This is a genomic window from Bacillus sp. FSL K6-1006 (genome assembly GCF_038593175.1).
In the GTDB taxonomy this organism is placed as follows: Bacteria; Bacillota; Bacilli; order Bacillales; family Bacillaceae; genus Bacillus; species Bacillus safensis.
The window spans coordinates 2,277,700-2,297,279 of the sequence record NZ_CP151970.1 but is presented as its reverse complement, the minus strand read 5'-3'; the positions used below and the strand labels follow the sequence as shown (position 1 = coordinate 2,297,279).

At 41.4% G+C, this 19,580-nt stretch carries 22 protein-coding genes; 15 read left to right on the top strand and 7 right to left on the bottom strand.

Annotated elements, in window-relative coordinates:
* The first annotated feature begins 133 nt into the window (after positions 1 to 133).
* The 6 genes from NSS65_RS11875 (at position 134) to NSS65_RS11850 (ending at position 6,437) form a co-directional block, all read left to right on the top strand.
* The gene (locus NSS65_RS11875; protein ID WP_024423016.1) at positions 134 to 634 is read left to right on the top strand and encodes a YaiI/YqxD family protein; all 501 of its coding nucleotides are present in this window, start codon (positions 134 to 136) and stop codon (positions 632 to 634) included.
* Between the two features lie 33 nt (positions 635 to 667).
* Positions 668 to 2,497: a DNA primase gene (gene dnaG, locus NSS65_RS11870; protein ID WP_024423015.1), complete on the top strand. Its 1,830-nt coding sequence runs from the start codon at positions 668 to 670 to the stop codon at positions 2,495 to 2,497.
* A gap of 206 nt (positions 2,498 to 2,703) precedes the next feature.
* Positions 2,704 to 3,825 carry an RNA polymerase sigma factor RpoD gene (gene rpoD / locus NSS65_RS11865; protein ID WP_008342392.1) on the top strand — a complete coding sequence of 374 codons (1,122 nt, stop codon included), beginning with the start codon at positions 2,704 to 2,706 and terminating at the stop codon, positions 3,823 to 3,825.
* A gap of 301 nt (positions 3,826 to 4,126) precedes the next feature.
* Positions 4,127 to 4,486, top strand: a complete 360-nt coding sequence (gene cccA, locus NSS65_RS11860) for a cytochrome c550 (RefSeq protein ID WP_034280134.1) — start codon at positions 4,127 to 4,129, stop codon at positions 4,484 to 4,486.
* A 120-nt stretch (positions 4,487 to 4,606) separates the two neighbouring features.
* Positions 4,607 to 5,323, top strand: a complete 717-nt coding sequence (locus NSS65_RS11855) for a tRNA (adenine(22)-N(1))-methyltransferase TrmK (protein WP_120208219.1) — start codon at positions 4,607 to 4,609, stop codon at positions 5,321 to 5,323.
* Positions 5,316 to 6,437 (top strand): Nif3-like dinuclear metal center hexameric protein, encoded by a 1,122-nt coding sequence (locus NSS65_RS11850; protein ID WP_326134820.1) that lies wholly within the window; start codon positions 5,316 to 5,318, stop codon positions 6,435 to 6,437. The genes NSS65_RS11855 and NSS65_RS11850 overlap by 8 nt, the downstream gene beginning before the upstream one ends.
* A 37-nt stretch (positions 6,438 to 6,474) precedes the next feature.
* Here NSS65_RS11850 and NSS65_RS11845 read toward each other — a convergent pair whose 3' ends face one another.
* Positions 6,475 to 7,419 (bottom strand): 4-hydroxy-3-methylbut-2-enyl diphosphate reductase, encoded by a 945-nt coding sequence (locus NSS65_RS11845; RefSeq protein WP_034280141.1) that lies wholly within the window; start codon positions 7,417 to 7,419, stop codon positions 6,475 to 6,477.
* A gap of 157 nt (positions 7,420 to 7,576) precedes the next feature.
* Entirely contained in the window at positions 7,577 to 8,281 is a 705-nt protein-coding gene (vrrA, locus tag NSS65_RS11840) for a VrrA/YqfQ family protein (protein ID WP_034280143.1), read from the bottom strand.
* Between the two features lie 155 nt (positions 8,282 to 8,436).
* On the opposite strand from vrrA, the gene NSS65_RS11835 reads away from it, so the two are divergent.
* The gene (locus NSS65_RS11835) at positions 8,437 to 9,756 is read left to right on the top strand and encodes a DEAD/DEAH box helicase (protein ID WP_034280145.1); all 1,320 of its coding nucleotides are present in this window, start codon (positions 8,437 to 8,439) and stop codon (positions 9,754 to 9,756) included.
* Positions 9,757 to 9,765: 9 nt separating this feature from the next.
* A complete protein-coding gene (locus tag NSS65_RS11830) occupies positions 9,766 to 10,659 on the top strand; it encodes a deoxyribonuclease IV (protein WP_041117997.1) in 894 nt (297 codons plus the stop codon).
* A 48-nt stretch (positions 10,660 to 10,707) separates the two neighbouring features.
* Here NSS65_RS11830 and NSS65_RS11825 read toward each other — a convergent pair whose 3' ends face one another.
* A complete protein-coding gene (locus NSS65_RS11825; protein ID WP_024423008.1) occupies positions 10,708 to 10,962 on the bottom strand; it encodes a DUF2624 domain-containing protein in 255 nt (84 codons plus the stop codon).
* A 140-nt stretch (positions 10,963 to 11,102) separates the two neighbouring features.
* Here NSS65_RS11825 and NSS65_RS11820 point away from each other — a divergent pair, with 140 nt between their 5' ends.
* The 5 genes from NSS65_RS11820 (at position 11,103) to NSS65_RS11800 (ending at position 15,199) form a co-directional block, all read left to right on the top strand.
* The gene (locus NSS65_RS11820) at positions 11,103 to 11,984 is read left to right on the top strand and encodes a YitT family protein (protein ID WP_024427967.1); all 882 of its coding nucleotides are present in this window, start codon (positions 11,103 to 11,105) and stop codon (positions 11,982 to 11,984) included.
* Between the two features lie 135 nt (positions 11,985 to 12,119).
* Positions 12,120 to 12,896 carry a metal ABC transporter ATP-binding protein gene (locus NSS65_RS11815; protein WP_326134819.1) on the top strand — a complete coding sequence of 259 codons (777 nt, stop codon included), beginning with the start codon at positions 12,120 to 12,122 and terminating at the stop codon, positions 12,894 to 12,896.
* Positions 12,896 to 13,756, top strand: a complete 861-nt coding sequence (locus tag NSS65_RS11810; protein WP_034280150.1) for a metal ABC transporter permease — start codon at positions 12,896 to 12,898, stop codon at positions 13,754 to 13,756. Before NSS65_RS11815 ends, NSS65_RS11810 begins: the two co-directional genes overlap by 1 nt.
* On the top strand, positions 13,734 to 14,162 hold the full coding sequence (locus NSS65_RS11805; protein ID WP_003217433.1) for a Fur family transcriptional regulator: 429 nt from the start codon (positions 13,734 to 13,736) through the stop codon (positions 14,160 to 14,162). The genes NSS65_RS11810 and NSS65_RS11805 overlap by 23 nt, the downstream gene beginning before the upstream one ends.
* 119 nt (positions 14,163 to 14,281) lie before the next feature.
* Positions 14,282 to 15,199, top strand: a complete 918-nt coding sequence (locus tag NSS65_RS11800) for an ROK family protein (protein ID WP_065214628.1) — start codon at positions 14,282 to 14,284, stop codon at positions 15,197 to 15,199.
* Between the two features lie 66 nt (positions 15,200 to 15,265).
* Here NSS65_RS11800 and NSS65_RS11795 read toward each other — a convergent pair whose 3' ends face one another.
* Positions 15,266 to 15,844 (bottom strand): nucleotidase, encoded by a 579-nt coding sequence (locus NSS65_RS11795; protein ID WP_041117995.1) that lies wholly within the window; start codon positions 15,842 to 15,844, stop codon positions 15,266 to 15,268.
* A 139-nt stretch (positions 15,845 to 15,983) separates the two neighbouring features.
* Here NSS65_RS11795 and NSS65_RS11790 point away from each other — a divergent pair, with 139 nt between their 5' ends.
* Positions 15,984 to 16,346 carry a DUF308 domain-containing protein gene (locus NSS65_RS11790; protein WP_024423002.1) on the top strand — a complete coding sequence of 121 codons (363 nt, stop codon included), beginning with the start codon at positions 15,984 to 15,986 and terminating at the stop codon, positions 16,344 to 16,346.
* Positions 16,347 to 16,389: 43 nt separating this feature from the next.
* On the opposite strand, the gene ispG is transcribed toward NSS65_RS11790, so the two are convergent.
* Both ispG and NSS65_RS11780 read right to left on the bottom strand, forming a co-directional pair.
* Complete coding sequence (gene ispG / locus NSS65_RS11785; RefSeq protein WP_024423001.1) at positions 16,390 to 17,505, bottom strand: flavodoxin-dependent (E)-4-hydroxy-3-methylbut-2-enyl-diphosphate synthase; 1,116 nt, start codon at positions 17,503 to 17,505, stop codon at positions 16,390 to 16,392.
* Positions 17,506 to 17,610: 105 nt separating this feature from the next.
* Complete coding sequence (locus NSS65_RS11780; RefSeq protein ID WP_039180007.1) at positions 17,611 to 17,913, bottom strand: hypothetical protein; 303 nt, start codon at positions 17,911 to 17,913, stop codon at positions 17,611 to 17,613.
* A 198-nt stretch (positions 17,914 to 18,111) separates the two neighbouring features.
* On the opposite strand from NSS65_RS11780, the gene NSS65_RS11775 reads away from it, so the two are divergent.
* Positions 18,112 to 18,657, top strand: coding sequence for a GNAT family protein (locus NSS65_RS11775; protein WP_065214629.1), 546 nt, complete (start codon positions 18,112 to 18,114; stop codon positions 18,655 to 18,657).
* Positions 18,658 to 18,729: 72 nt separating this feature from the next.
* On the opposite strand, the gene NSS65_RS11770 is transcribed toward NSS65_RS11775, so the two are convergent.
* Complete coding sequence (locus tag NSS65_RS11770) at positions 18,730 to 19,488, bottom strand: DUF1189 domain-containing protein (protein WP_041117993.1); 759 nt, start codon at positions 19,486 to 19,488, stop codon at positions 18,730 to 18,732.
* Positions 19,489 to 19,580: the final 92 nt, after the last annotated feature.

The following is a 19,580-nucleotide window of genomic DNA, read 5'->3' as shown; positions in this document are numbered from 1 at the left end:
TCAAGAACGAATAAACTAATATTGGCAGAAGTCAAGTGATTCTGAACATAACTTTTCGACAAAATGAGTTTTACTGTTGATTGCTTTATGGGGGAAAAGTATGGTCTTTTTGCTTCTCTAAAGCAGGAATAAGGTGGAGGGATGGAGAATTAGTCACCTGAATGAACGTAAAAAAGAGAGGACGATTTATGTCGATGCAGATGCTTGTCCTGTAAAAGACGAAATCCTTTCTGTCGCATCTCAATTTCAAGTACCAGTGACATTCATTGCTTCATATGAGCATTTTCAAACCAAAAGATCTCCACTTGAAGATTGGCGGTTTGTAGATACACATAAGGAAGCAGCGGATTTAGTCATTGCAAACTCAGCTGCCGCACATGATATTGTCGTCACCCAAGATATTGGTCTTGCCTCCTTACTGCTTCCGAGACAGGTCATTGTTCTGTCTGAAAGAGGACGAATGTACACAAACGAAACAATTGATTTTGATTTGGAACGCAGACATGTTTCTAGCAAACAGCGAAGAAAAGGTGTATACGGAAAAGGTCCCAAAAAGCTTTTAGAAGAGGATAAGAAGCGATTTATGGCGCAACTACAAAAAATCCTGTCGAATCATGAAGGATTTTTAAATTAAAAGGCGAATAATGTACGACGGAGTGTTATTAGGATGAGCAAACGTATACCAGATGAACTTTTGGAGCAGATCCAAAAAAACGCAGACATTGTCGAAGTGATTGGAGAATACGTACAGCTTAGAAAGCAAGGTCGAAATTACTTCGGTCTTTGTCCATTCCATGGTGAAAATACTCCTTCATTCTCTGTTTCAGCAGATAAGCAAATCTTCCATTGTTTCGGCTGTGGTGCAGGAGGCAATGTGTTTTCTTTCCTCAGACAAATGGAAGGCTACTCATTTATTGAAGCCGTTTCACATGTGGCTGATAAGTACCATATTGATCTGCCTGATCAGGTAGCGAATGCTCAGATGAGTTCCTCTCAGCAAGAGGACACTGCAGATCATAAAATGATTGAGGCCCATGAGCTTCTTAAGAAATTTTACCACCATTTGCTGGTAAATACAAAGGAAGGTCAAAACGCACTCGATTATTTACGGTCCAGAGGCTTTACGGATGAAACAATTGCCAAGTTTGAGATCGGGTATGCTCTTGATTCTTGGGATTTCGTGACCAAGTTTTTAGAAAAACGAGGATTTGATCCTGTGATGATGGAGAAGGCTGGTCTTTTGATTCAACGTGAAAACGGCACAGGCTTTTTTGACCGCTTTAGAGATCGTGTCATGTTTCCCATTCATGATCATCATGGAACGGTCATCGCTTTTTCCGGAAGATCGCTTGGTGATCAGCAGCCTAAATATATGAATAGTCCTGAAACGCCGCTTTTTCATAAAAGTAAGCTGCTTTATCACTTTCATGACGCACGTATGCATATTCGCAAACGCGAACGGGCGGTTCTTTTTGAAGGATTTGCAGACGTCATCTCAGCTGTTACATCAGGTGTCGGTGAAAGTGTTGCAACAATGGGTACGTCTCTTACAGAAGAGCACGTAAAGCTTCTCAGGCGGAACGTAGAAGAGATCATCCTTTGCTATGACTCTGATACGGCCGGATACGAAGCGACCATGAAAGCATCAGATTTGCTTGGAAAAAGAGGATGTAAAGTTCGCGTTGCCATGATACCAGATGGACTTGATCCAGATGATTACATTCGTAAATATGGCGGCGAGAAATTTAGGAATGACATCATAGATGCAAGTGTGACATTAATGACGTTTAAGATGAATTTTTTCCGAAGAGGAAAAAACTTATCAGACGAAGGAGACCGTCTTACTTATATGAAGCAGGTTCTCCGAGAAATCAGCCGGTTAAACGGCTCTTTGGAGCAAGAGATTTACATGAAACAGCTTGCTGGGGAGTTTTCGATCTCACTTGATTCATTAAAAGAACAACTGGAGCTGTTTGAAAAACAGCAACGGCAAGAAACCAAAAGCACGCAGGAAGAAAACGGGCTTGAAAAACGGCGTGCACATCTGTCAACACAAGTGAGAAGAAAGCGTCTGCGGCCGGCATATGAAAATGCAGAGCGAATGCTGCTTGCTCATATGTTAAAAAGCGATGACGTGATCCGCAAAGTACTTGACAGAATCGGGATTGAATTTAATATAGATTCGCACAGGGCGCTGGCAACGTACATTTATGCCTTGTATGAAGAAGGCAAAGAACCAACGCCGCAGCACCTGATGAACCGGATAGAAGATGATGTCATGAATCAGCTGTTGACGGATATATTGATGATTCAAGTCGGAGACGAACTAAGTGAAGCTGAATTAAGTGATTATGTAAAAAAAGTGTTGAATCATCGGAATTTGTCAATGATAAAGGAAAAAGAGCTAGAACGTGCAGAAGCGGAGAGGCAAAAAGATTTCTTCAAAGCGGCAACACTTGCAAAAGAAATTATTCAGTTGAACCGTTCGCTGAAGTAATACGTCTATTATTAATGACAGGACTTACGGCTGGCAATGAATCCTTTACGGGAGGAGCATAAGACCGCAAGCATCTTGCCTTCATCATTATTTATTTTATTTCCTATTTGCTTCGTCATCTGTTTGATAGAGAGAGAAAAGCAGGGCGGAAGTAAATCGCAAGTTACTTTAGAATTCGTTGCAAGCTTTGGAAGGAGGGATCCATAATGGCTGATAAACAAGCCCACGAAACCGAAACTGAATTAACCTTTGAACAGGTGAGAGATAAGCTCACTGAAACGGGTAAAAAACGGGGCGTTTTAACATACGAAGAAATTGCAGAGCGTATGTCTAGCTTTGAAATTGAATCAGACCAAATGGATGAATACTATGAATACTTAGGCGAACAGGGTGTAGAGCTCATTAGTGAAAACGAAGAGACAGAAGACCCAAATGTTCAGCAGCTGGCTAAAGCAGAAGAAGAATTTGACCTAAATGATTTAAGCGTACCACCAGGTGTCAAAATCAATGATCCTGTTCGTATGTACTTAAAAGAAATCGGACGCGTCAATTTGTTATCTGCTAAAGAAGAAATTACGTATGCTCAAAAGATCGAAGAGGGCGATGAGGAATCAAAAAGAAGATTAGCGGAAGCGAACCTTCGTCTCGTTGTCAGCATTGCGAAACGCTATGTCGGTCGTGGTATGCTGTTCCTTGACTTGATTCAAGAAGGAAACATGGGTCTAATGAAGGCGGTTGAGAAGTTTGATTACCGCAAAGGATATAAATTCTCAACATATGCGACTTGGTGGATTAGACAGGCGATCACACGTGCGATTGCCGATCAGGCGAGAACAATCCGGATTCCGGTTCATATGGTGGAAACGATTAATAAATTGATCCGTGTTCAAAGACAGCTTCTGCAAGACCTAGGCAGAGAACCAACGCCTGAGGAAATTGCTGAAGACATGGATTTAACTCCAGAAAAGGTAAGAGAGATTCTTAAAATTGCGCAAGAGCCTGTATCTTTAGAAACACCTATTGGTGAAGAAGATGACTCGCATCTTGGTGATTTTATCGAAGACCAAGAGGCGACATCTCCATCTGACCACGCTGCGTACGAACTCTTAAAAGAGCAGCTTGAAGATGTATTAGACACGCTGACGGACCGTGAAGAAAATGTGCTGAGACTACGTTTCGGACTAGACGACGGAAGAACTCGCACGTTAGAAGAGGTTGGAAAGGTGTTCGGCGTAACAAGAGAGCGTATCAGACAAATTGAAGCGAAAGCTCTTCGTAAATTAAGACACCCAAGCAGAAGTAAACGATTAAAAGACTTCTTAGAGTAGAAACCGGACGGATCTTAAAAGAGATCCGTTCTTTCTTATCAAAAATGAAAACGCTTTTTTCAATCTGATTATATTTTACTGAATAACAAATGAATTTGCAACGTTCTTAGAGAAAAGATGTATAAAAAATACATCTAAATGTGCTGAAGGCTTCATTTCTCATCTTGAATCATTTTTGTCTAATCTGTGAACTTGACCAAAGTTTTGTATCATAATTCGTTTACTTTTTGTAAAATTAAAGTAGAATTAGAATTGTTTGCATAGTCTCAAAGGGGTTTTCACAAAGGGGAGGATGAAAGAAATGAAACGGAATCCACTTATACCATTTTTATTGATTGCCATTTTAGGTATTGGACTCACTTTTTTCTTATCAATGAAGGGGCTGAAAGATGAAGAAAAAATTGCCTCTGGGGGCAAAGAGCAAAAGCAAGAAGAGACAGCAAATGCAACGCCGGAAGAATTGTATAAGCAGAACTGTCTAAGCTGTCACGGGGAAAACTATGAAGGCGGCGCAGGTCCTGCATTAAAAGGTGTTGGAGACAAGCTTGAAGTAGCTGACATCAAGAAGAAAATCCAAGAAGGCGGCAACGGGATGCCAGGCGGGCTGATTCCGAATGAAAAGCTCGATGAAATGGCGGAATGGGTGTCTAAAATTAAATAATCTTACACAAAAAGCTCTTTTTCAAAAGAAGAGCTTTTTTCATTTGAAAACGACTTTTAAAAAGTCCATAATTTATATAAGATAGACAAGTATGAACATTAAAGAAAAGTAGTGATACGTATGAATGAAATGAATTTATCGAAACGATTAAAAAAAGTCGCAGACTTTTTACCAGATGAGGCAGTCTTCGCTGATATCGGCTCAGACCATGCCTACTTGCCATGCTATGCGATTCTGCATCAAAAAGCAGTGAAAGCCATTGCTGGTGAAATTACCGATGGACCGCTTCAATCGGCGCAGCAGCAAGTACATAGACTTGAATTAGATGAAGAAATTTCGGTCAGAAAAGGAAATGGCCTTGAAGTCATTGAAAAAGGCGAAGTGAATGCAGTGACGATAGCAGGTATGGGCGGGGCGCTCATCGCAAGCATTCTAAATGAAGGAAGGCATAAGCTCGCAGGCCATGAGAGGCTCATTCTTCAGCCGAATATCCATGCTCACCATATTCGTTTATGGCTTTATCAAGAGGGGTATGAATTGATAGATGAAGTCATTTTAGAAGAGGACGGCAAAATATACGAAATCATCATCGCAGAAAAAGGCGATAAAAATAAAGCCTATGAAGGAATGTCACTTGAAGCAGGCATGCTGGTTGGACCGTTTCTTGCGAAAGAGCAAAATGACGTCTTCCGGCGCAAGTGGATGCAAGAGCTTCAGCATATGGAGAAGATAGAAAGTCAAATTCAGCAGGCGGCGCGGACAGAAGAAAATAAAGAACGCCTTGAAGAGCTGAATGCGAAAATAAAGATGCTAAAGGAGGTTTTGACTGTTGGCTAAAACAGTAAACGGGCATGAAATCATCCAATTGTTTGAACAATTTTCACCAAAGGCATACGCCATGGAAGGGGATAAAATTGGTCTTCAGATTGGGACTTTAAATAAAAAAGTAACCAATGTGATGATTACCTTGGATGTATTAGAGAATGTAGTAGATGAGGCGATCGAGCGAAAAGTGGATCTTATTATTGCCCACCATCCGCCGATTTTCCGTCCATTAAAACATGTAGCGACGGATCAGCCGGCTGGACGTATCATTGAAAAATGCATCAAACATGATATTGCGGTATATGTGGCACATACGAATTTAGACATAGCTGATGGCGGAGTCAATGACCTGCTTGCTGAGGCCTTAGAGCTTGAAGAAACAAGAGTGTTAGTGCCGACATACGAAGATCCAATCAAACAGCTTGCTCTGTATGTCCCAGTGGAATTTGAAGAGGCCATCCGGACAGCTTTAGGAAATGCGGGCGCCGGCCATATCGGCAACTACAGCCATTGTGCGTTTTCAAATGAAGGGACAGGCAGCTTTCTGCCATCAGAAGAAGCTGAGCCGTTTATTGGTGAGTCGGGTCAATTAGAATTTGTGAAAGAAGTGCGGATTGAAACCATTTTCCCAGCAAGTATAGAAAAACAAGTGATTCGCGAAATGATCAAAGCACATCCTTATGAAGAAGTCGCCTATAGTGTACACACGACAGATCTTTCTCCTATTCAAAAAGGTCTTGGCCGTATTGGAGAGCTAAATGAGCCAATGACACTGAGAGATTTCACACAATTTGTGAAAACGAAGCTAGTTGTGAATGGTGCTCGTTTTGTAGGAGACCAAGACGCTGTTGTGAAAAAAGTGGCGGTGCTTGGGGGAGACGGAAATAAATACATCCATCAAGCGAAAAGAATGGGTGCAGATGTGTATGTGACAGGAGACCTTTATTTCCATGTTGCGCACGATGCCATGATGCTAGGGCTGAACGTTGTGGACCCGGGGCATTATGCTGAAAAAATTATGAAAGAGGGCGTAAAGGCGAAGCTTCAATCGCTGTGTGCGGATAAAAAATATGACGTACAGCTCTTTGTTTCTGAATCAAACACAAACCCATTTCAATTTATGTAAACAAAAAACGTCAGAGCGGATATGCTCTGACGTTTTCTTATTTCTTTGTTTTGACGCGAGGTAAAATTTTAGAAAGGGGAACAGTCCGTTCAATCTTCCAAGTCGTTTCATCATCTGGTTCATAGTTTTCTAAGAAACGAATGACTTCCTTTGTAATAGGTGTTGGTGTTGAAGCACCAGCAGTAACGGCAACGGTTTTGACGCCCTGCAGCCACTCCAGCTTTAGTTCACTTAAGTCGCCAATACGGTAAGCCTGCGTTCCGGCAATCTCCATTGACACTTGTGCGAGACGGTTAGAGTTATTACTTTTTGGATCGCCGACAACAATGGTTAAATCGGCTTGGCCAGCTTGCTGCGATACTGCTTCCTGACGCACCTGTGTCGCAAGACAAATTTCTTGATGATACTCGACGTGAGGGTATTTCTCTTTAATCAGCTCCATCAGGTCGTGGACATCCCATTGAGACATCGTCGTTTGGTTCGTGATAAGCAGTTTTTCTGATGTTAAATCGAGTGCCTCAATGTCAGCTTCTGTTTCGACAAGGTGTACCTTGTCAGGGGCTACTCCGACAGCTCCTTCTGGCTCAGGATGACCCTTTTTCCCAATATAAATAATGTCATAGCCATCGGCTGTTTTCTCTGAAATGAGTTCGTGAGTTTTCGTTACATCTGGACAGGTCGCATCAATGGTGACAAGGCCTTTTTCTTCTGCGATTTGACGAACCTCAGGAGAAACGCCGTGAGCCGTGAAAATGACTGTTCCGCTTTCAACCTGCTTTAAAATGTCTAAGCGGTTTGGTCCGTCCAGTGTGTAAATACCATCTTCTTCGAAGGCATCAGTGACATGTTTGTTGTGCACAATCATTCCTAATATATAAATTGGGCGTGGCAAGTTCTTATCAAGTGCGGCATTTTTAGCAATGACCATTGCATCCACAACGCCATAGCAATAGCCACGCGGCGATATTTTAATTACATTCATTTATTCGTCCTCCTGTAGGGAAGTGCTGCTAGAGAAGAACAATATAAAAAGCCGTAAAAAACGGCTTTTTATCATTCTCTTGCTTCCATTATAGCCAAAGTAAGCGTATATATCAAAGATTGTTATACGCAGTGAACACTTCGCCGTTAAAAGATCACTAGACATATAGTTTTGGAACAGAGCTGCCAGATCTTTTTTTCGGTTTTGCTTCAGGAGCAGGTGATGTGTGAGGTGCTGTTTTTTTGACGAGGATGTCTTCTGGTTCTTTATTTTTTTCTATTTCGTCAGTTTGTGCTTCTTCCTCGGGCACTTCTGTTTCCGCGCTAGTCTCCGCTGATTCTGCATCAGCATCATTTGCACTTTCTTCATCATCATCCGCACTGCCAAGCTGGCTGTACAGTTTAATCATCGCAGGCAAATTTCTCACTAATGGACCGTATTGCTGAATCATTGGCGTAAATTGCTGCGCCATCCCGAGCACTTTTTGAACATTTCCTAACATGCTTGAGAGGGTTGCAGGATTTGTGAAGCTCTGGATTCCTTGTACTCCCGCACCACCTCCAGAGACTCCAGCTCCTCCTGCGCCAGGAAGAAATTTAGAGAGCATGCCTTTAATTCCTGCGCCGCCGCCTAGTGCACGGCTCTCACCTCCTGGAATTCCACCCATCCCGGGTAAACCGCCTCCCTGTACAGACGGGGAGCGAGGCATCATTTGCTGAAATGGATTGCCCTGCCCTTGAAAAGGCTGCTGGATAGGAGGCTGCTGTCCTCTTTGAAACATTCCGGGCTGTCCGCCATTTCCAAGGTGCCGGCGTGAGGGACGGCGCGGCTGAAAATCGCCCATAGGCCTTTGCCCTAACATACTTGTACCTCCCTTACTGCATTCTCTTTCTCTTCATAGGTTATGCAAGGAAGCACCAATTGGTTTCCTGTAGGAAAAGCGGACATGGTTTTTTTACTGAAAATCAGCTATAATGAGGAGATGAGCAAAAAGGCATTGCCTTAAGGAGTGAAAACATGAAAGAAACGAAATTTACGACATATGAATTAAAGCCTTTTATTATAGATGCTATTCATGAACTAGGCTTTTATGAGCCGACTGATATTCAAAAAAGAATCATACCTGCTGTTTTAAAAGGAGAAAGCGTGATTGGCCAGTCACAAACCGGAACAGGAAAAACTCATGCCTACTTACTGCCGCTGATTCATTCAATTGATCCAAGCAAAGAACAGGTACAAGTGGTGATTACTGCACCTACAAGAGAATTAGCCAATCAAATTTTCAAAGAAGCTCAAACGATTTTAAAGAATGCTTCTCCAGAAGAAGAGATCAAAGCAAAGCTTTACATTGGCGGAACGGACAAGCAGAAATCAATTCAAAAGCTAAAAAACCAGCCGCATTTGGTTGTCGGCACACCTGGACGTATTGCTGACCTCATTCATGAGCAGGCGCTGAATGTTTATAAAGCGACCTCTCTTGTTATTGATGAAGCTGATTTAATGCTGGATATGGGATTTTTAGAAGATGTGGACCGTATTGGTGCACAAATGCCAGAACAGCTGCAAATGCTTGTGTTCTCTGCAACCATTCCAGAAAAACTAAAGCCTTTCCTGAAAAAATATATGGACAATCCAAAGTATGCGCATGTTGAACCAAAACGGATTACAGCAGAAAACATTCAGCATATTTTAGTTCCGTCTAAACAGCGTGATAAATTAAAATTGCTCCATGAAATGGTGACGAATGTACAGCCTTATTTAGGAATCATTTTTGCCAATACAAAAACAACTGTTGATGAAATCGCCGCATTCCTACAAGAAAAAGGAATGAAAATCGGTGTGCTTCATGGCGGATTAACGCCGCGCGAACGTAAAAAAGTCATGAAACAAATTGAAGATTTGGAGTTCACTTATATTGTGGCATCTGATCTTGCAGCACGCGGGATTGACATCAAAGGTGTCAGCCACGTGATTAACTATGAACTTCCATCTGATCTTGATTTTTATGTGCACCGAGTTGGAAGAACAGCTCGTGCGGGTTCATCTGGAATTGCCATGACCATTTATGAGCTGGCTGATGAGGATGCACTCATTCAAATTGAGAAAATGGGCGTTGTGTTTGAAAACAAAACCATTGTTCATGGCGAATGGCGAGATGCAGATGACCGTCTGAAGCGTCAAAGACGTAAAAAAGCCCCGAATGAAATTGAAGAAAAAGCAAAACGTCTTGTGAGAAAACCGAAAGCCGTCAAACCTGGATATAAAAAGAAAATGACACGTGAGATGGATAAAATCAAAAGACAGGAACGTAGAAAGTCAAAGCGTAATGGAAAGTAGGGGGAAACATTGTTAAAGATTGGTTCACATGTATCCATGAGCGGAAAACATATGCTTCTTGCAGCGAGTGAGGAAGCTGCCTCTTATGGTTCGAATACGTTTATGATTTATACAGGTGCACCGCAAAATACGCGCCGCAAAAAAATTGAAGACCTGAATATTGAAGCTGGACAAGCGCATATGAAAGAGCATGGCATGACGGATATCGTCGTGCATGCTCCGTATATTATCAATATTGGAAATACAGTGAATCCAGCGACATTTGAGCTTGGTGTAGACTTTCTTCGATCTGAGATTGAGCGTACAAAAGCGCTGGGAGCAAGACAAATTGTTCTCCACCCGGGTGCGCATGTCGGAGCAGGGGCAGAAGCAGGGATTCAAAAAATCATTGAAGGTTTAAACGAAGTCATTGTAAAAGGTCAAGAGGTTCAAATTGCACTTGAAACAATGGCAGGAAAAGGATCAGAGTGCGGAAGAAGCTTTGAAGAGCTTGCCCAAATTATCGACGGAGTGACACATAACGAAGCTCTTTCTGTCTGCTTTGATACGTGTCACACGCATGATGCTGGTTACCCGATTGTGAGTGACTTTGATGGTGTATTAGAAGAATTTGACCGAATCGTCGGTATTGACCGAATCAAAGTTCTTCATATTAATGACAGTAAAAACGTACAAGGCGCAAGAAAAGACCGACATGAAAATATCGGTTTTGGTGAAATTGGTTTCGATGCACTGAGCTATATTGTGCATCATCCGCAGCTTCAAGATGTGCCGAAAATTCTAGAAACGCCTTATGTAGGTGAAGATAAAAAGAACAAAAAACCACCTTACAAATTCGAAATTGCGATGCTGAAAGAAAAGCAATTTGATGAAGGCTTACTAGACAAAATTACGGGTCAGTAAAAAAGGATGCAACATGTTGAGGTGCCGCTAAATGCGGCCCTTTTTTGCTTAACTTGTAAACTGGTTAAACAAATCATTCACAGTCTGTGCTGTCTGTTTAGAAGTAATCGCTTCCACTTGCTTAAGAAGCCGGTTACGCTCTGAGTCATTAAAAATATTGATGTTTTTCCCGTTCATGAGTTTGGCAACCTCAGCAGCTTGATGAGACGTTAAACTGACGCCGTACTGTTTCGCATACCTTAACAGATCGTTTGCTGTGATCTGATTGAGCCGCTGCAGGACAATTTTTTGAATTAAAATCAATTCCATTCCTCCCCTCTGTAACAATGTATGGGCGAAAACGGAAAATGTGCAAAAAATTTTATTTTATTCTGTGAAATGATAAAATAGTAAAGTGAATAAAATGTTCATTGAAAATTTAACATGTGTAGAAGGGAGAACGTATGGCAAATAGTAAACAGCATAGAAAGGAATCAGTGCCTCATTTTATTTTGAGAATTTTTCTGATTCTAGTAGGAGCTGCATGTGCAGCAGTCAGCATTGAATTATTTTTAGTGCCAAACAATATTATTGATGGAGGCATCATCGGCATTTCGCTTATTTTGGATTATCTCTTTACAGATAACCCGTTTATAAATTTTGCGACGATTGTTGTCATTTTAAATATTCCATTTATGATATCAGGATACAAGCATATTGGGAAAACCTTTCTGATTTCCACTGTGATTGGGATTGTCAGCTTAGCCGTGATTGAATCTTCACTTCATCATGTGGAGGCATTTACAACACAGCCGATCTTAGCCACTGTATTTGGAGGGCTATTACTTGGATTTGGTGTTGGACTTGTCATCCGTAATGGAGGTTCAATGGATGGAACAGAGATCTTGGGAATTCTTCTGACGAAAAAAATTCCTTTCTCCGTCGGTGAGTTTGTCATGATCGTCAATGTGTTCATTTTTATTTGGGCAGGCTTTGTTTTCGGACCAGAGCAGGCTATGTATTCTGTCATGACATATTATTTGGCAATGAAAACAATTGATGCTGTTATTCAAGGGCTTGATGAAACAAAAGCTGTGATTATCGTATCAGACTATTATGATGAAATTTCAGATGCGATTCTGCATCGACTCGGCAGGGGAACGACAAAGCTGAGAGGAAAAGGCGGCTATACAGATGAAGAAAAAGATGTCATCTACGCCGTTGTCACAAGGCTTGAAATTACAAAGCTGAAATCCATTGTATTTGAAATTGATGACCAAGCATTTATCACGATTATGGATACGCATGAAACAAAAGGCGGTAAGTTCAAAACAGCCATTCATTAGCTTTTATTTTACTTTTTTATCTTTCTTTTATATAATGAAATGTATGTATGGACAGAGAAAATGGCAAAAGCCATTTTCTTTTTGTTGTATAAATCGTAATCATTCTTTTTATATTGATTAAAGGTGGAAAGATTCATGGCAAAGCCAATTATTGAAATGAAGGACATTTCGTACTCGTATGGACAGCGAAATGTCATTGAGCACATTCATTTAACAGTAGAGGAAGGAAACTTTCTAGCACTTGTTGGACCGAATGGTTCTGGTAAAACAACCTTATTAAAATGCCTGCTTGGGCTCATTAAACCGCAGCAAGGTGAATTAAAGCTATTTGGCACGCCTGTTTCAAAATTTAGAGACTGGGATCAAATTGGATTTGTTTCTCAAAAGGCGAATAGCTTTAATACGGGTTTCCCTGCTTCTGTATATGAGGTCGTCGCAAGCGGACTGACCGCGAAAATTGGTTTGTTTAAACGAATGAGCAAGCAGGATAAATGGCAAGTAGAAGATGCCATTCGCTCAGTTGGCATACAAGATTTAAAGCATCAAAACATCGGTGAGCTTTCTGGCGGACAGCAGCAGCGTGCATTTATTGCCCGTGCGCTTGTCAGCCAGCCGAAGCTGCTCATTTTGGATGAGCCCACGGTTGGAGTAGACCAGCGGACAGTAGAAGGCTTTTATCAGCTGCTCGAAACATTGAACAAAGAAAAAGGAATGTCTTTAATTCTCGTCACACACGACGTTGGCACCGTTTCTGATAAAGTCACCCATGTGGCTTGTTTAAATCAGACACTGCATTTCCACGGGGATGCAGAAGCGTTTGATTCAATGGATGATCAGGTGCTATCCCAATTTTACGGGCATGACATTCAAGTGATTCATCACGACCATCACCATCATGGGGGACATGAATAATGCTATTTCCATTTTTTCATTATGAATTTTTACAAAATGCGTTTATCGCAGGTATACTGATTGGTTTTATTGCGCCCTTACTTGGTGTATTTATTGTCGTAAGAAGGCTCTCGCTTATTGCAGATGCCCTCAGTCACGTATCACTTGCCGGTATTGCCGCAAGTCTATTTCTTGATAAAAAGTTTGGCCTTTTGACAGGGGTAAGCCCGCTCTACTTAGGGATGGCTTTTTCTGTTGCGGGTTCATTGTTTATTGAACGCCTGCGCTCAGTGTATAAGCATTATCAGGAGCTTGCCATTCCTATTATTTTATCAGGGGGTATTGGGATCTCCGTCATCTTCATTTCACTAGCGAATGGCTTTAATACAGATTTGTTTAGTTATTTATTCGGAAGTGTCAGTGCGGTTTCAAGACTTGATCTTTGGATTATTGTAGGGATCTCACTCGTTGTTGTGTTAGTTGTTGTGCTTTTATATAAAGAATTGTTTCTGCTTTCTTTTGATGAAGAGCATGCAAAGGCTTCTGGTATTTCAGCAAAATGGATTCATTTTATTTTTATCTTAGTCGTTGCACTTGTCATTGCGGCATCGATGCGTATCGTCGGTACACTGCTTGTGTCGGCGCTCATGACGCTTCCTGTTGCGGCAAGTATCCGCATTGCCAAAGGATTCAAACAGGCAATTTTCCTTTCGATCTTATTTGGTGAATTGTCTGTATTGGCCGGATTGATTTTAAGCTATTATCTTGATTTAGCGCCAGGCGGAACCATTGTGATGCTGTCTATCTTGATTTTAATCGGGTGTATTAGTATTGGGAAATTCAGAAGGGGGAATCAACATGAACGTACAAGAAGCGCTTGATTTATTAAAGGAAAAAGGCTACAAATATACAAGCAAACGTGAAGACATGCTTCAATTGTTTTCTGATTCTGATAAATACTTGACGGCTAAAAATGTGCTGACGGCACTAAGTGAAGACTACCCTGGTCTCAGCTTTGATACGATTTATCGAAACTTGTCACTATATGAAGACCTTGGAATATTAGAAACAACAGAATTGTCAGGGGAGAAACTATTCCGTTTTAAATGTTCATTTTCCCATCATCACCATCACTTCATTTGTCTTACATGCGGGAAAACAAAAGAGATCGATGCCTGCCCAATGGACAAGCTCGACGCCGATTTAGAGGATTATCATATTAGCGGACATAAATTTGAAATATATGGAACGTGTCCTTCCTGCGAACCGAAGGAAGTTCACTCATGAGAAAGCCAGCCCTGGAGCTGGCTTTTTTGTTTTCTCTTTTGAAAACGTTTTACAAAGGGAGGCTGTTTCATTAAAATGAGATCAAGGTACTACATTTTGAAGTAAAGGGAGGGGTAAAGGTGGCCTATTATGTCGTGTTTGATGTAGGCGGGACGAGAACGAAACATGGATTAATGGATCAGGATGGAAAGCTGGTCTCTAGCGGTGACTATCAGACGAACTGCCGGCAGCTTGAACCGTTTTTAGAAGCCATGGCAGATGTGGTCAAGGAATATCAAAGGATGACGAATATCAGTGGTATCGCCATCAGTCTACCAGGCTTTGTGGACAGTGAATCAGGTTATACAGAATTTGCAGGCGCCATCATCGCCTTAAATGGTCAAAATGTAAAAGCACTTTTAGAAGAGAAAACGTCTCTTCGTGTAGAAGTGGAAAATGATGCGAACTGTGCAGCTCTCGCAGAAAAATACAGCGGTCATGCGAAAGATTGTGACAGCTTTATTTGTATGACAATTGGCACGGGTGTCGGCGGGGGTATTTTTGCTAATGGTCAGCTTGTGCGCGGTGCATCCTTCCGCGGTGGTGAATTTGGCATGATGCTGACAGAAACGGAAAATGGCCAGTTTACAACTCTTAACAGCAGCGCTTCAACGGCTGGATTAATTCGGAGCTATAAAGAAAAGCAAGGAATACCGCAAAGTACTCAAATAGACGGTCAAGAAATTTTTGAAAAGGCGAAGCATGATCCGGCCATTGAGAAGCTGGTGGATCAATGGTACAAGCGAATAGCCATTGGCGTTTACAATGTAGCGACTGTTCTTAACCCGGAGAAAATTCTCATCGGAGGAGGCGTAAGTGCAAGACCAGATTTATTACAAAATATTGAAAAACATTTACATACACTGCATGCATGGAAGAACATTCAGGTGAAGCTCGAAACTTGCTGCTACTTAAATCAGGCAGGCATGAAGGGGGCACTTTACCATTTCCTCATGAAAGAAGGGCAGCTTGCTCCATTAAAAAAGCCGATGCATTAAATGTATCGGCTTCAGCGTGTAGACAAATCCTCGAGTTTGTTCCGCTTCGGTGCTCGCTCAGTTACATTAATAAGCAGTTTGCAGACGCTGCTCGTATTGTTTGATCCACTTAGATGCTTCCTGCCAGTTGTTTACGCGTATAATTCTGTCGTCGATCGGCATCTGGTTATAAGGGGAGTTAAAAAGGATAACCGGGATGTCAGCCTCTTTTGCAATCATTGTGGCATTGCCATGATGGTCTTCAAAAAATACATCAATTTTGTGCTTTTGAACGGCTTCCAGCTTATGATGACCGCCAACCAGCTCAATAGCATCATAGTGCACGTCATGTTCTTGAAACCACTTGTAGGTGATATCTGAATGCTGCTGCCTTCTTGCGGTAATATAAATCAGTCTGTGCTGCTGCTTCATTTGTTCGAGGATCTCTTTTGCACCCTCAGCAGGCTCTGCCTGTTTATAAATAAGAGGCTCGTGCTGATCCATCCAGCCCCAAAATTCTTCTTGAGAAATCTTTAAAAGCTTCGTCAAATCATACTCTGTCATATCTTCTAGTGTCATGGCACATTGGAACGACTCATTTAAGTAGGGAACAAAGGTGTCCTGCGCCGTCACTGTACCATCAATATCAATTCCTAAACGTAACATGCCCACACTCCTCATTTTTATACTCTTAAAGTGTAACATAATCAATTCACAATTCCAGCAAGTTTTAGCAATCATGAAACAGACATTTTTGCTCATACTAAAAAAGCTCCTTTCTATTAACCAAAAGGGGGAATTGATCATGGAAAGAGACGAGGATTTCAGAAGAAATGATCGTGAAATCGACACACACTTTAGTAATGATGATGGCTATTTAGAGGAAACAGCTGCTGAAATTGCAGAGCCATATCAAGCTTCAAGAGATCGAGAAGATAGACGAGGACGTGACCAAGCAGGTGACGATTCAGGCAGTAAAGGGATAGGCTATACAGCACTCGCGATTGCGATTATCTCATTATTTGTCTTGCCGGTGCTATTAGGGGTAGCGGCAATCGTCGTTGGTTATATTGCACGAAGAAAAGGAGCACATGCGCTTGGCGCGTGGTCAATTGGGATCGGAATTGTTTCCGTCATCCTAGGCATATTTATCACCCCGTTCTTTTAACAAGAACAGAAAAACGCCTGACTATGACGTCAGGCGTTTTTTGTTAGGCATTCGCTTGTTTTTCTTTTTCAGCTTCCATTTTCGCATAATGTTCTTCAGCGATTTTATCAATTTCTTTTTTCAGTTCTTCGACCATTGTTTCTTCCGGTACTTTACGAACAATTTCACCTTTACGGAACAATAAGCCTTCGCCTCTAGCGCCTGCGATTCCGATGTCCGCTTCACGCGCTTCACCTGGACCGTTAACAGCGCAGCCGAGAACAGCTACTTTAATCGGTGCTTTAATTTTAGAAATATATTCTTCGACTTCATTTGCAATGCTGATGAGGTCAATTTCAATTCGTCCACAAGTTGGGCAGGAGATCAGTGTTGCTGCATTTGATGCAAGACCAAATGATTTCAACAATTCACGTGCTACTTTTACTTCCTCAACTGGGTCAGCGCTTAATGAGATACGGAGTGTGTTCCCAATCCCCATATTCAAAATAGCGCCTAGTCCAGCTGCACTTTTGACTGTACCTGCAAATAACGTACCTGATTCTGTAATCCCAAGGTGAAGAGGATAATCAAAGGCTTTAGCCGCTTTTTCGTATGCTTCAATTGCAAGGTTTACATCAGATGCTTTCATACTGACGATGATGTCATGAAAGTCTAGGTCTTCTAAAATTTTAATGTGATGCAGTGCACTTTCGACCATACCATCTGCTGTTGGGTAGCCGTATTTATCAAGAATTTTTTTCTCTAATGAACCAGCGTTTACGCCAATACGGATTGGAATGCCTTTTTCTTTTGCTGCTTTGACAACCGCTTCGACTTTTTCTCTTCTTCCGATGTTTCCTGGATTGATTCGGATTTTGTCTGCGCCTGCTTCAATCGCTTTCAGGGCAAGCTTATAGTCAAAATGAATATCCACAACAAGCGGGATGTTAATTTGCTTTTTAATGTCCGCAATTGCATTTGCTGCACGCTCATCTGGACATGCGACACGCACGATTTGACAGCCTGCCTCTTCTAAACGTTTAATTTCAGCGACTGTCGCTTCGACATCATGTGTTTTGGTTGTTGCCATACTTTGAATGACAACCTCATTATTTCCACCTATAGTTAAAGGTCCCACTTTGACGGGACGCGTTTTAGTACGATGTGTGACTTCACTCACTTGTCAATCGCTCCTTAGTGTACAAGCAATCCTTTGCCGTGTACGTCGTGTTTTACAGTTCATATTGTAACAGTCTCTTTGTATGAATGACAAGGAATTAACGTTTTATCTCTTATAGACAGGAAACTTATATGTGCTGCCTGCCCTGATTTCGTTCGCTTTAACACCTTGATTCAGCTCCTCGAAATCTTTAATGACGTCATCAAGCGGCTTGCTTGTATGTACGATGGAGAGGACCGTTTCACCTTGTTTTACAGTGACGTTCTTATATGTCTTTTTCTCAGCTGTTTGAAGGGCACTTGCTGGGACAGCTGGGTTTTCCTCAACAGGAATGGTTCCATTTTTTAAATCAAAAAAGATAATAAAGAGGACAAACAAACTGATTAGTAAAAAAAGAATTCGCCGCATTTTACTCACCGCTTTTAAGAGTTTACTTCAGTCTATGCATGTCCTGAAATGATAGAACCAAAAAGAGGAGAAAAGCTGGAAAGGATGGTTCTAGTTAGTCCTAGTATGTCTTGTAATAAAAACTTCTTGGGTCGTTGGTGTAGTAAATAGGAGAGCAACCTCATATGGCCAGTATGATAAAATAATAATGGGGATTTTATGAAGAAGGTTAGTCAGCATATATATGTGAGAACACTAACAGAAAATGATGCAGAATCACTGTTAACATTAGAGCTTGAGAACCGCTCATATACTCAGGAATTTACACCTTTAATCAAAGATGATTTCTTCACGTTACCTCGCCAAATTGAGCGAATTCAGCGGAGTAGGCAAAGAAGTGCACAAGATGAATCTTACATGCACGGTATTTTCTTAAATGAAACCGATGCTTTAATTGGGACGATCTCATTAAGTTCTGTCGTAAGAGGTCCGATAGAAGGAGCTTGGCTCGGGTATGTACTCGATCAAAGGCAGGGCGGAAATGGATATATGACAGAAGCCATTCGCTTAATCATTGAATATGCCTTTTTTGAGTTGAATCTCCATCGTATTGAGGCTGGAGTAAAGCCGAGTAATAAGGGTTCCATTCGTGTACTTGAAAAGACAGGTTTTGAACATGAGGGACTAAATCGTAAAAAAGTAAAGATTAATGGAGTGTGGGAGGATCACTATTTGTTTGCAATCATCCATCCAGATGAGTCCTAGCATGAACATACATAAAAAGCTCCTCCGAGCCGGGGGAGCTTTCATTGTGTAGACAAATCCTTGTTGGATGGATCATTTGCTTTTTTTGGCAGGAATTTCTTTCACAACAAGATATAAAAAGATAAAGTTAATGACCCAATTTAATAAAAATGAGTTTGCAACAGGCGTGTTTAATGCACTCATAATGGCGAAAAAGACCGTTGTTAATGTGAGTGAATAAGCGGAGAGCTTCCAAAGCATTTGAAAGGACAGCTCTTTTTGCTGCATTCGTTTAATAAATGTACCGAGCATCGCAAGGAATGTTGCGCTGATAAACATGAGAGCCGCAGTTGATAAATATAGTAGTACACAGATGACAGGGATGATAATCGCTTGGTTCTGATTTGTGACGCGGGCGAGTTCATCTTTTGTCAGCGTTCCGCCAAGAAGCTGGTAGGGGATATCTGTCATTTGCCCATCAATGGCAATCACTGCTTTTTCCTTTAATAAAGCGATGGCCGTTTGCTTTGATTCTAGCTCACTTGCTTTTATTTTTTCAGCAGGATCAAAGATGATCGTGATGCCGTTTTCTTCTTTTTCTATTGGTGCACTTTGATCCGCTTGAAGTTTTCCTTTTTCGATTGAAAAGTCGGGTAAATCTTTTTTGATCACATGCTGAAATCCTGACATCGCATTCGAGATCTCTTGGCTCATATGATACCCCTGAGGAACTGCTGCGATGATTGAAAGGATAAAAATGAATAAAATTGCTTTACCGATCCCTGTAAAGCGTGCTTTAGCAATATCTTTTGGTGAATAAATTCCTTTTAACAATAGATTAAATACGTTCAATACCCATTCACTTCCTACATTCTTTTCTATTTCTCATATTGTATCAATGTCTATCCATCAAGTACAAGTATGGCCTTCATCACTGGTTAAGA

What these genes read in the sequence shown, in the direction of transcription:
- cccA (WP_034280134.1), top strand. Translation starts at nt 4,127, where the DNA reads ATGAAACGGAATCCACTTATACCATTTTTATTGATTGCCATTTTAGGT.
- NSS65_RS11775 (WP_065214629.1), top strand. Translation starts at nt 18,112, where the DNA reads ATGAAGAAGGTTAGTCAGCATATATATGTGAGAACACTAACAGAAAAT.
- NSS65_RS11795 (WP_041117995.1), bottom strand. Translation starts at nt 15,844, where the DNA reads ATGTTACGTTTAGGAATTGATATTGATGGTACAGTGACGGCGCAGGAC.
- NSS65_RS11805 (WP_003217433.1), top strand. Translation starts at nt 13,734, where the DNA reads ATGAACGTACAAGAAGCGCTTGATTTATTAAAGGAAAAAGGCTACAAA.
- NSS65_RS11855 (WP_120208219.1), top strand. Translation starts at nt 4,607, where the DNA reads ATGAATGAAATGAATTTATCGAAACGATTAAAAAAAGTCGCAGACTTT.
- NSS65_RS11815 (WP_326134819.1), top strand. Translation starts at nt 12,120, where the DNA reads ATGGCAAAGCCAATTATTGAAATGAAGGACATTTCGTACTCGTATGGA.
- NSS65_RS11780 (WP_039180007.1), bottom strand. Translation starts at nt 17,913, where the DNA reads ATGCGGCGAATTCTTTTTTTACTAATCAGTTTGTTTGTCCTCTTTATT.
- vrrA (WP_034280143.1), bottom strand. Translation starts at nt 8,281, where the DNA reads ATGTTAGGGCAAAGGCCTATGGGCGATTTTCAGCCGCGCCGTCCCTCA.
- NSS65_RS11835 (WP_034280145.1), top strand. Translation starts at nt 8,437, where the DNA reads ATGAAAGAAACGAAATTTACGACATATGAATTAAAGCCTTTTATTATA.
- NSS65_RS11790 (WP_024423002.1), top strand. Translation starts at nt 15,984, where the DNA reads ATGGAAAGAGACGAGGATTTCAGAAGAAATGATCGTGAAATCGACACA.
- dnaG (WP_024423015.1), top strand. Translation starts at nt 668, where the DNA reads ATGAGCAAACGTATACCAGATGAACTTTTGGAGCAGATCCAAAAAAAC.
- rpoD (WP_008342392.1), top strand. Translation starts at nt 2,704, where the DNA reads ATGGCTGATAAACAAGCCCACGAAACCGAAACTGAATTAACCTTTGAA.
- NSS65_RS11820 (WP_024427967.1), top strand. Translation starts at nt 11,103, where the DNA reads ATGGCAAATAGTAAACAGCATAGAAAGGAATCAGTGCCTCATTTTATT.
- NSS65_RS11845 (WP_034280141.1), bottom strand. Translation starts at nt 7,419, where the DNA reads ATGAATGTAATTAAAATATCGCCGCGTGGCTATTGCTATGGCGTTGTG.
- NSS65_RS11810 (WP_034280150.1), top strand. Translation starts at nt 12,896, where the DNA reads ATGCTATTTCCATTTTTTCATTATGAATTTTTACAAAATGCGTTTATC.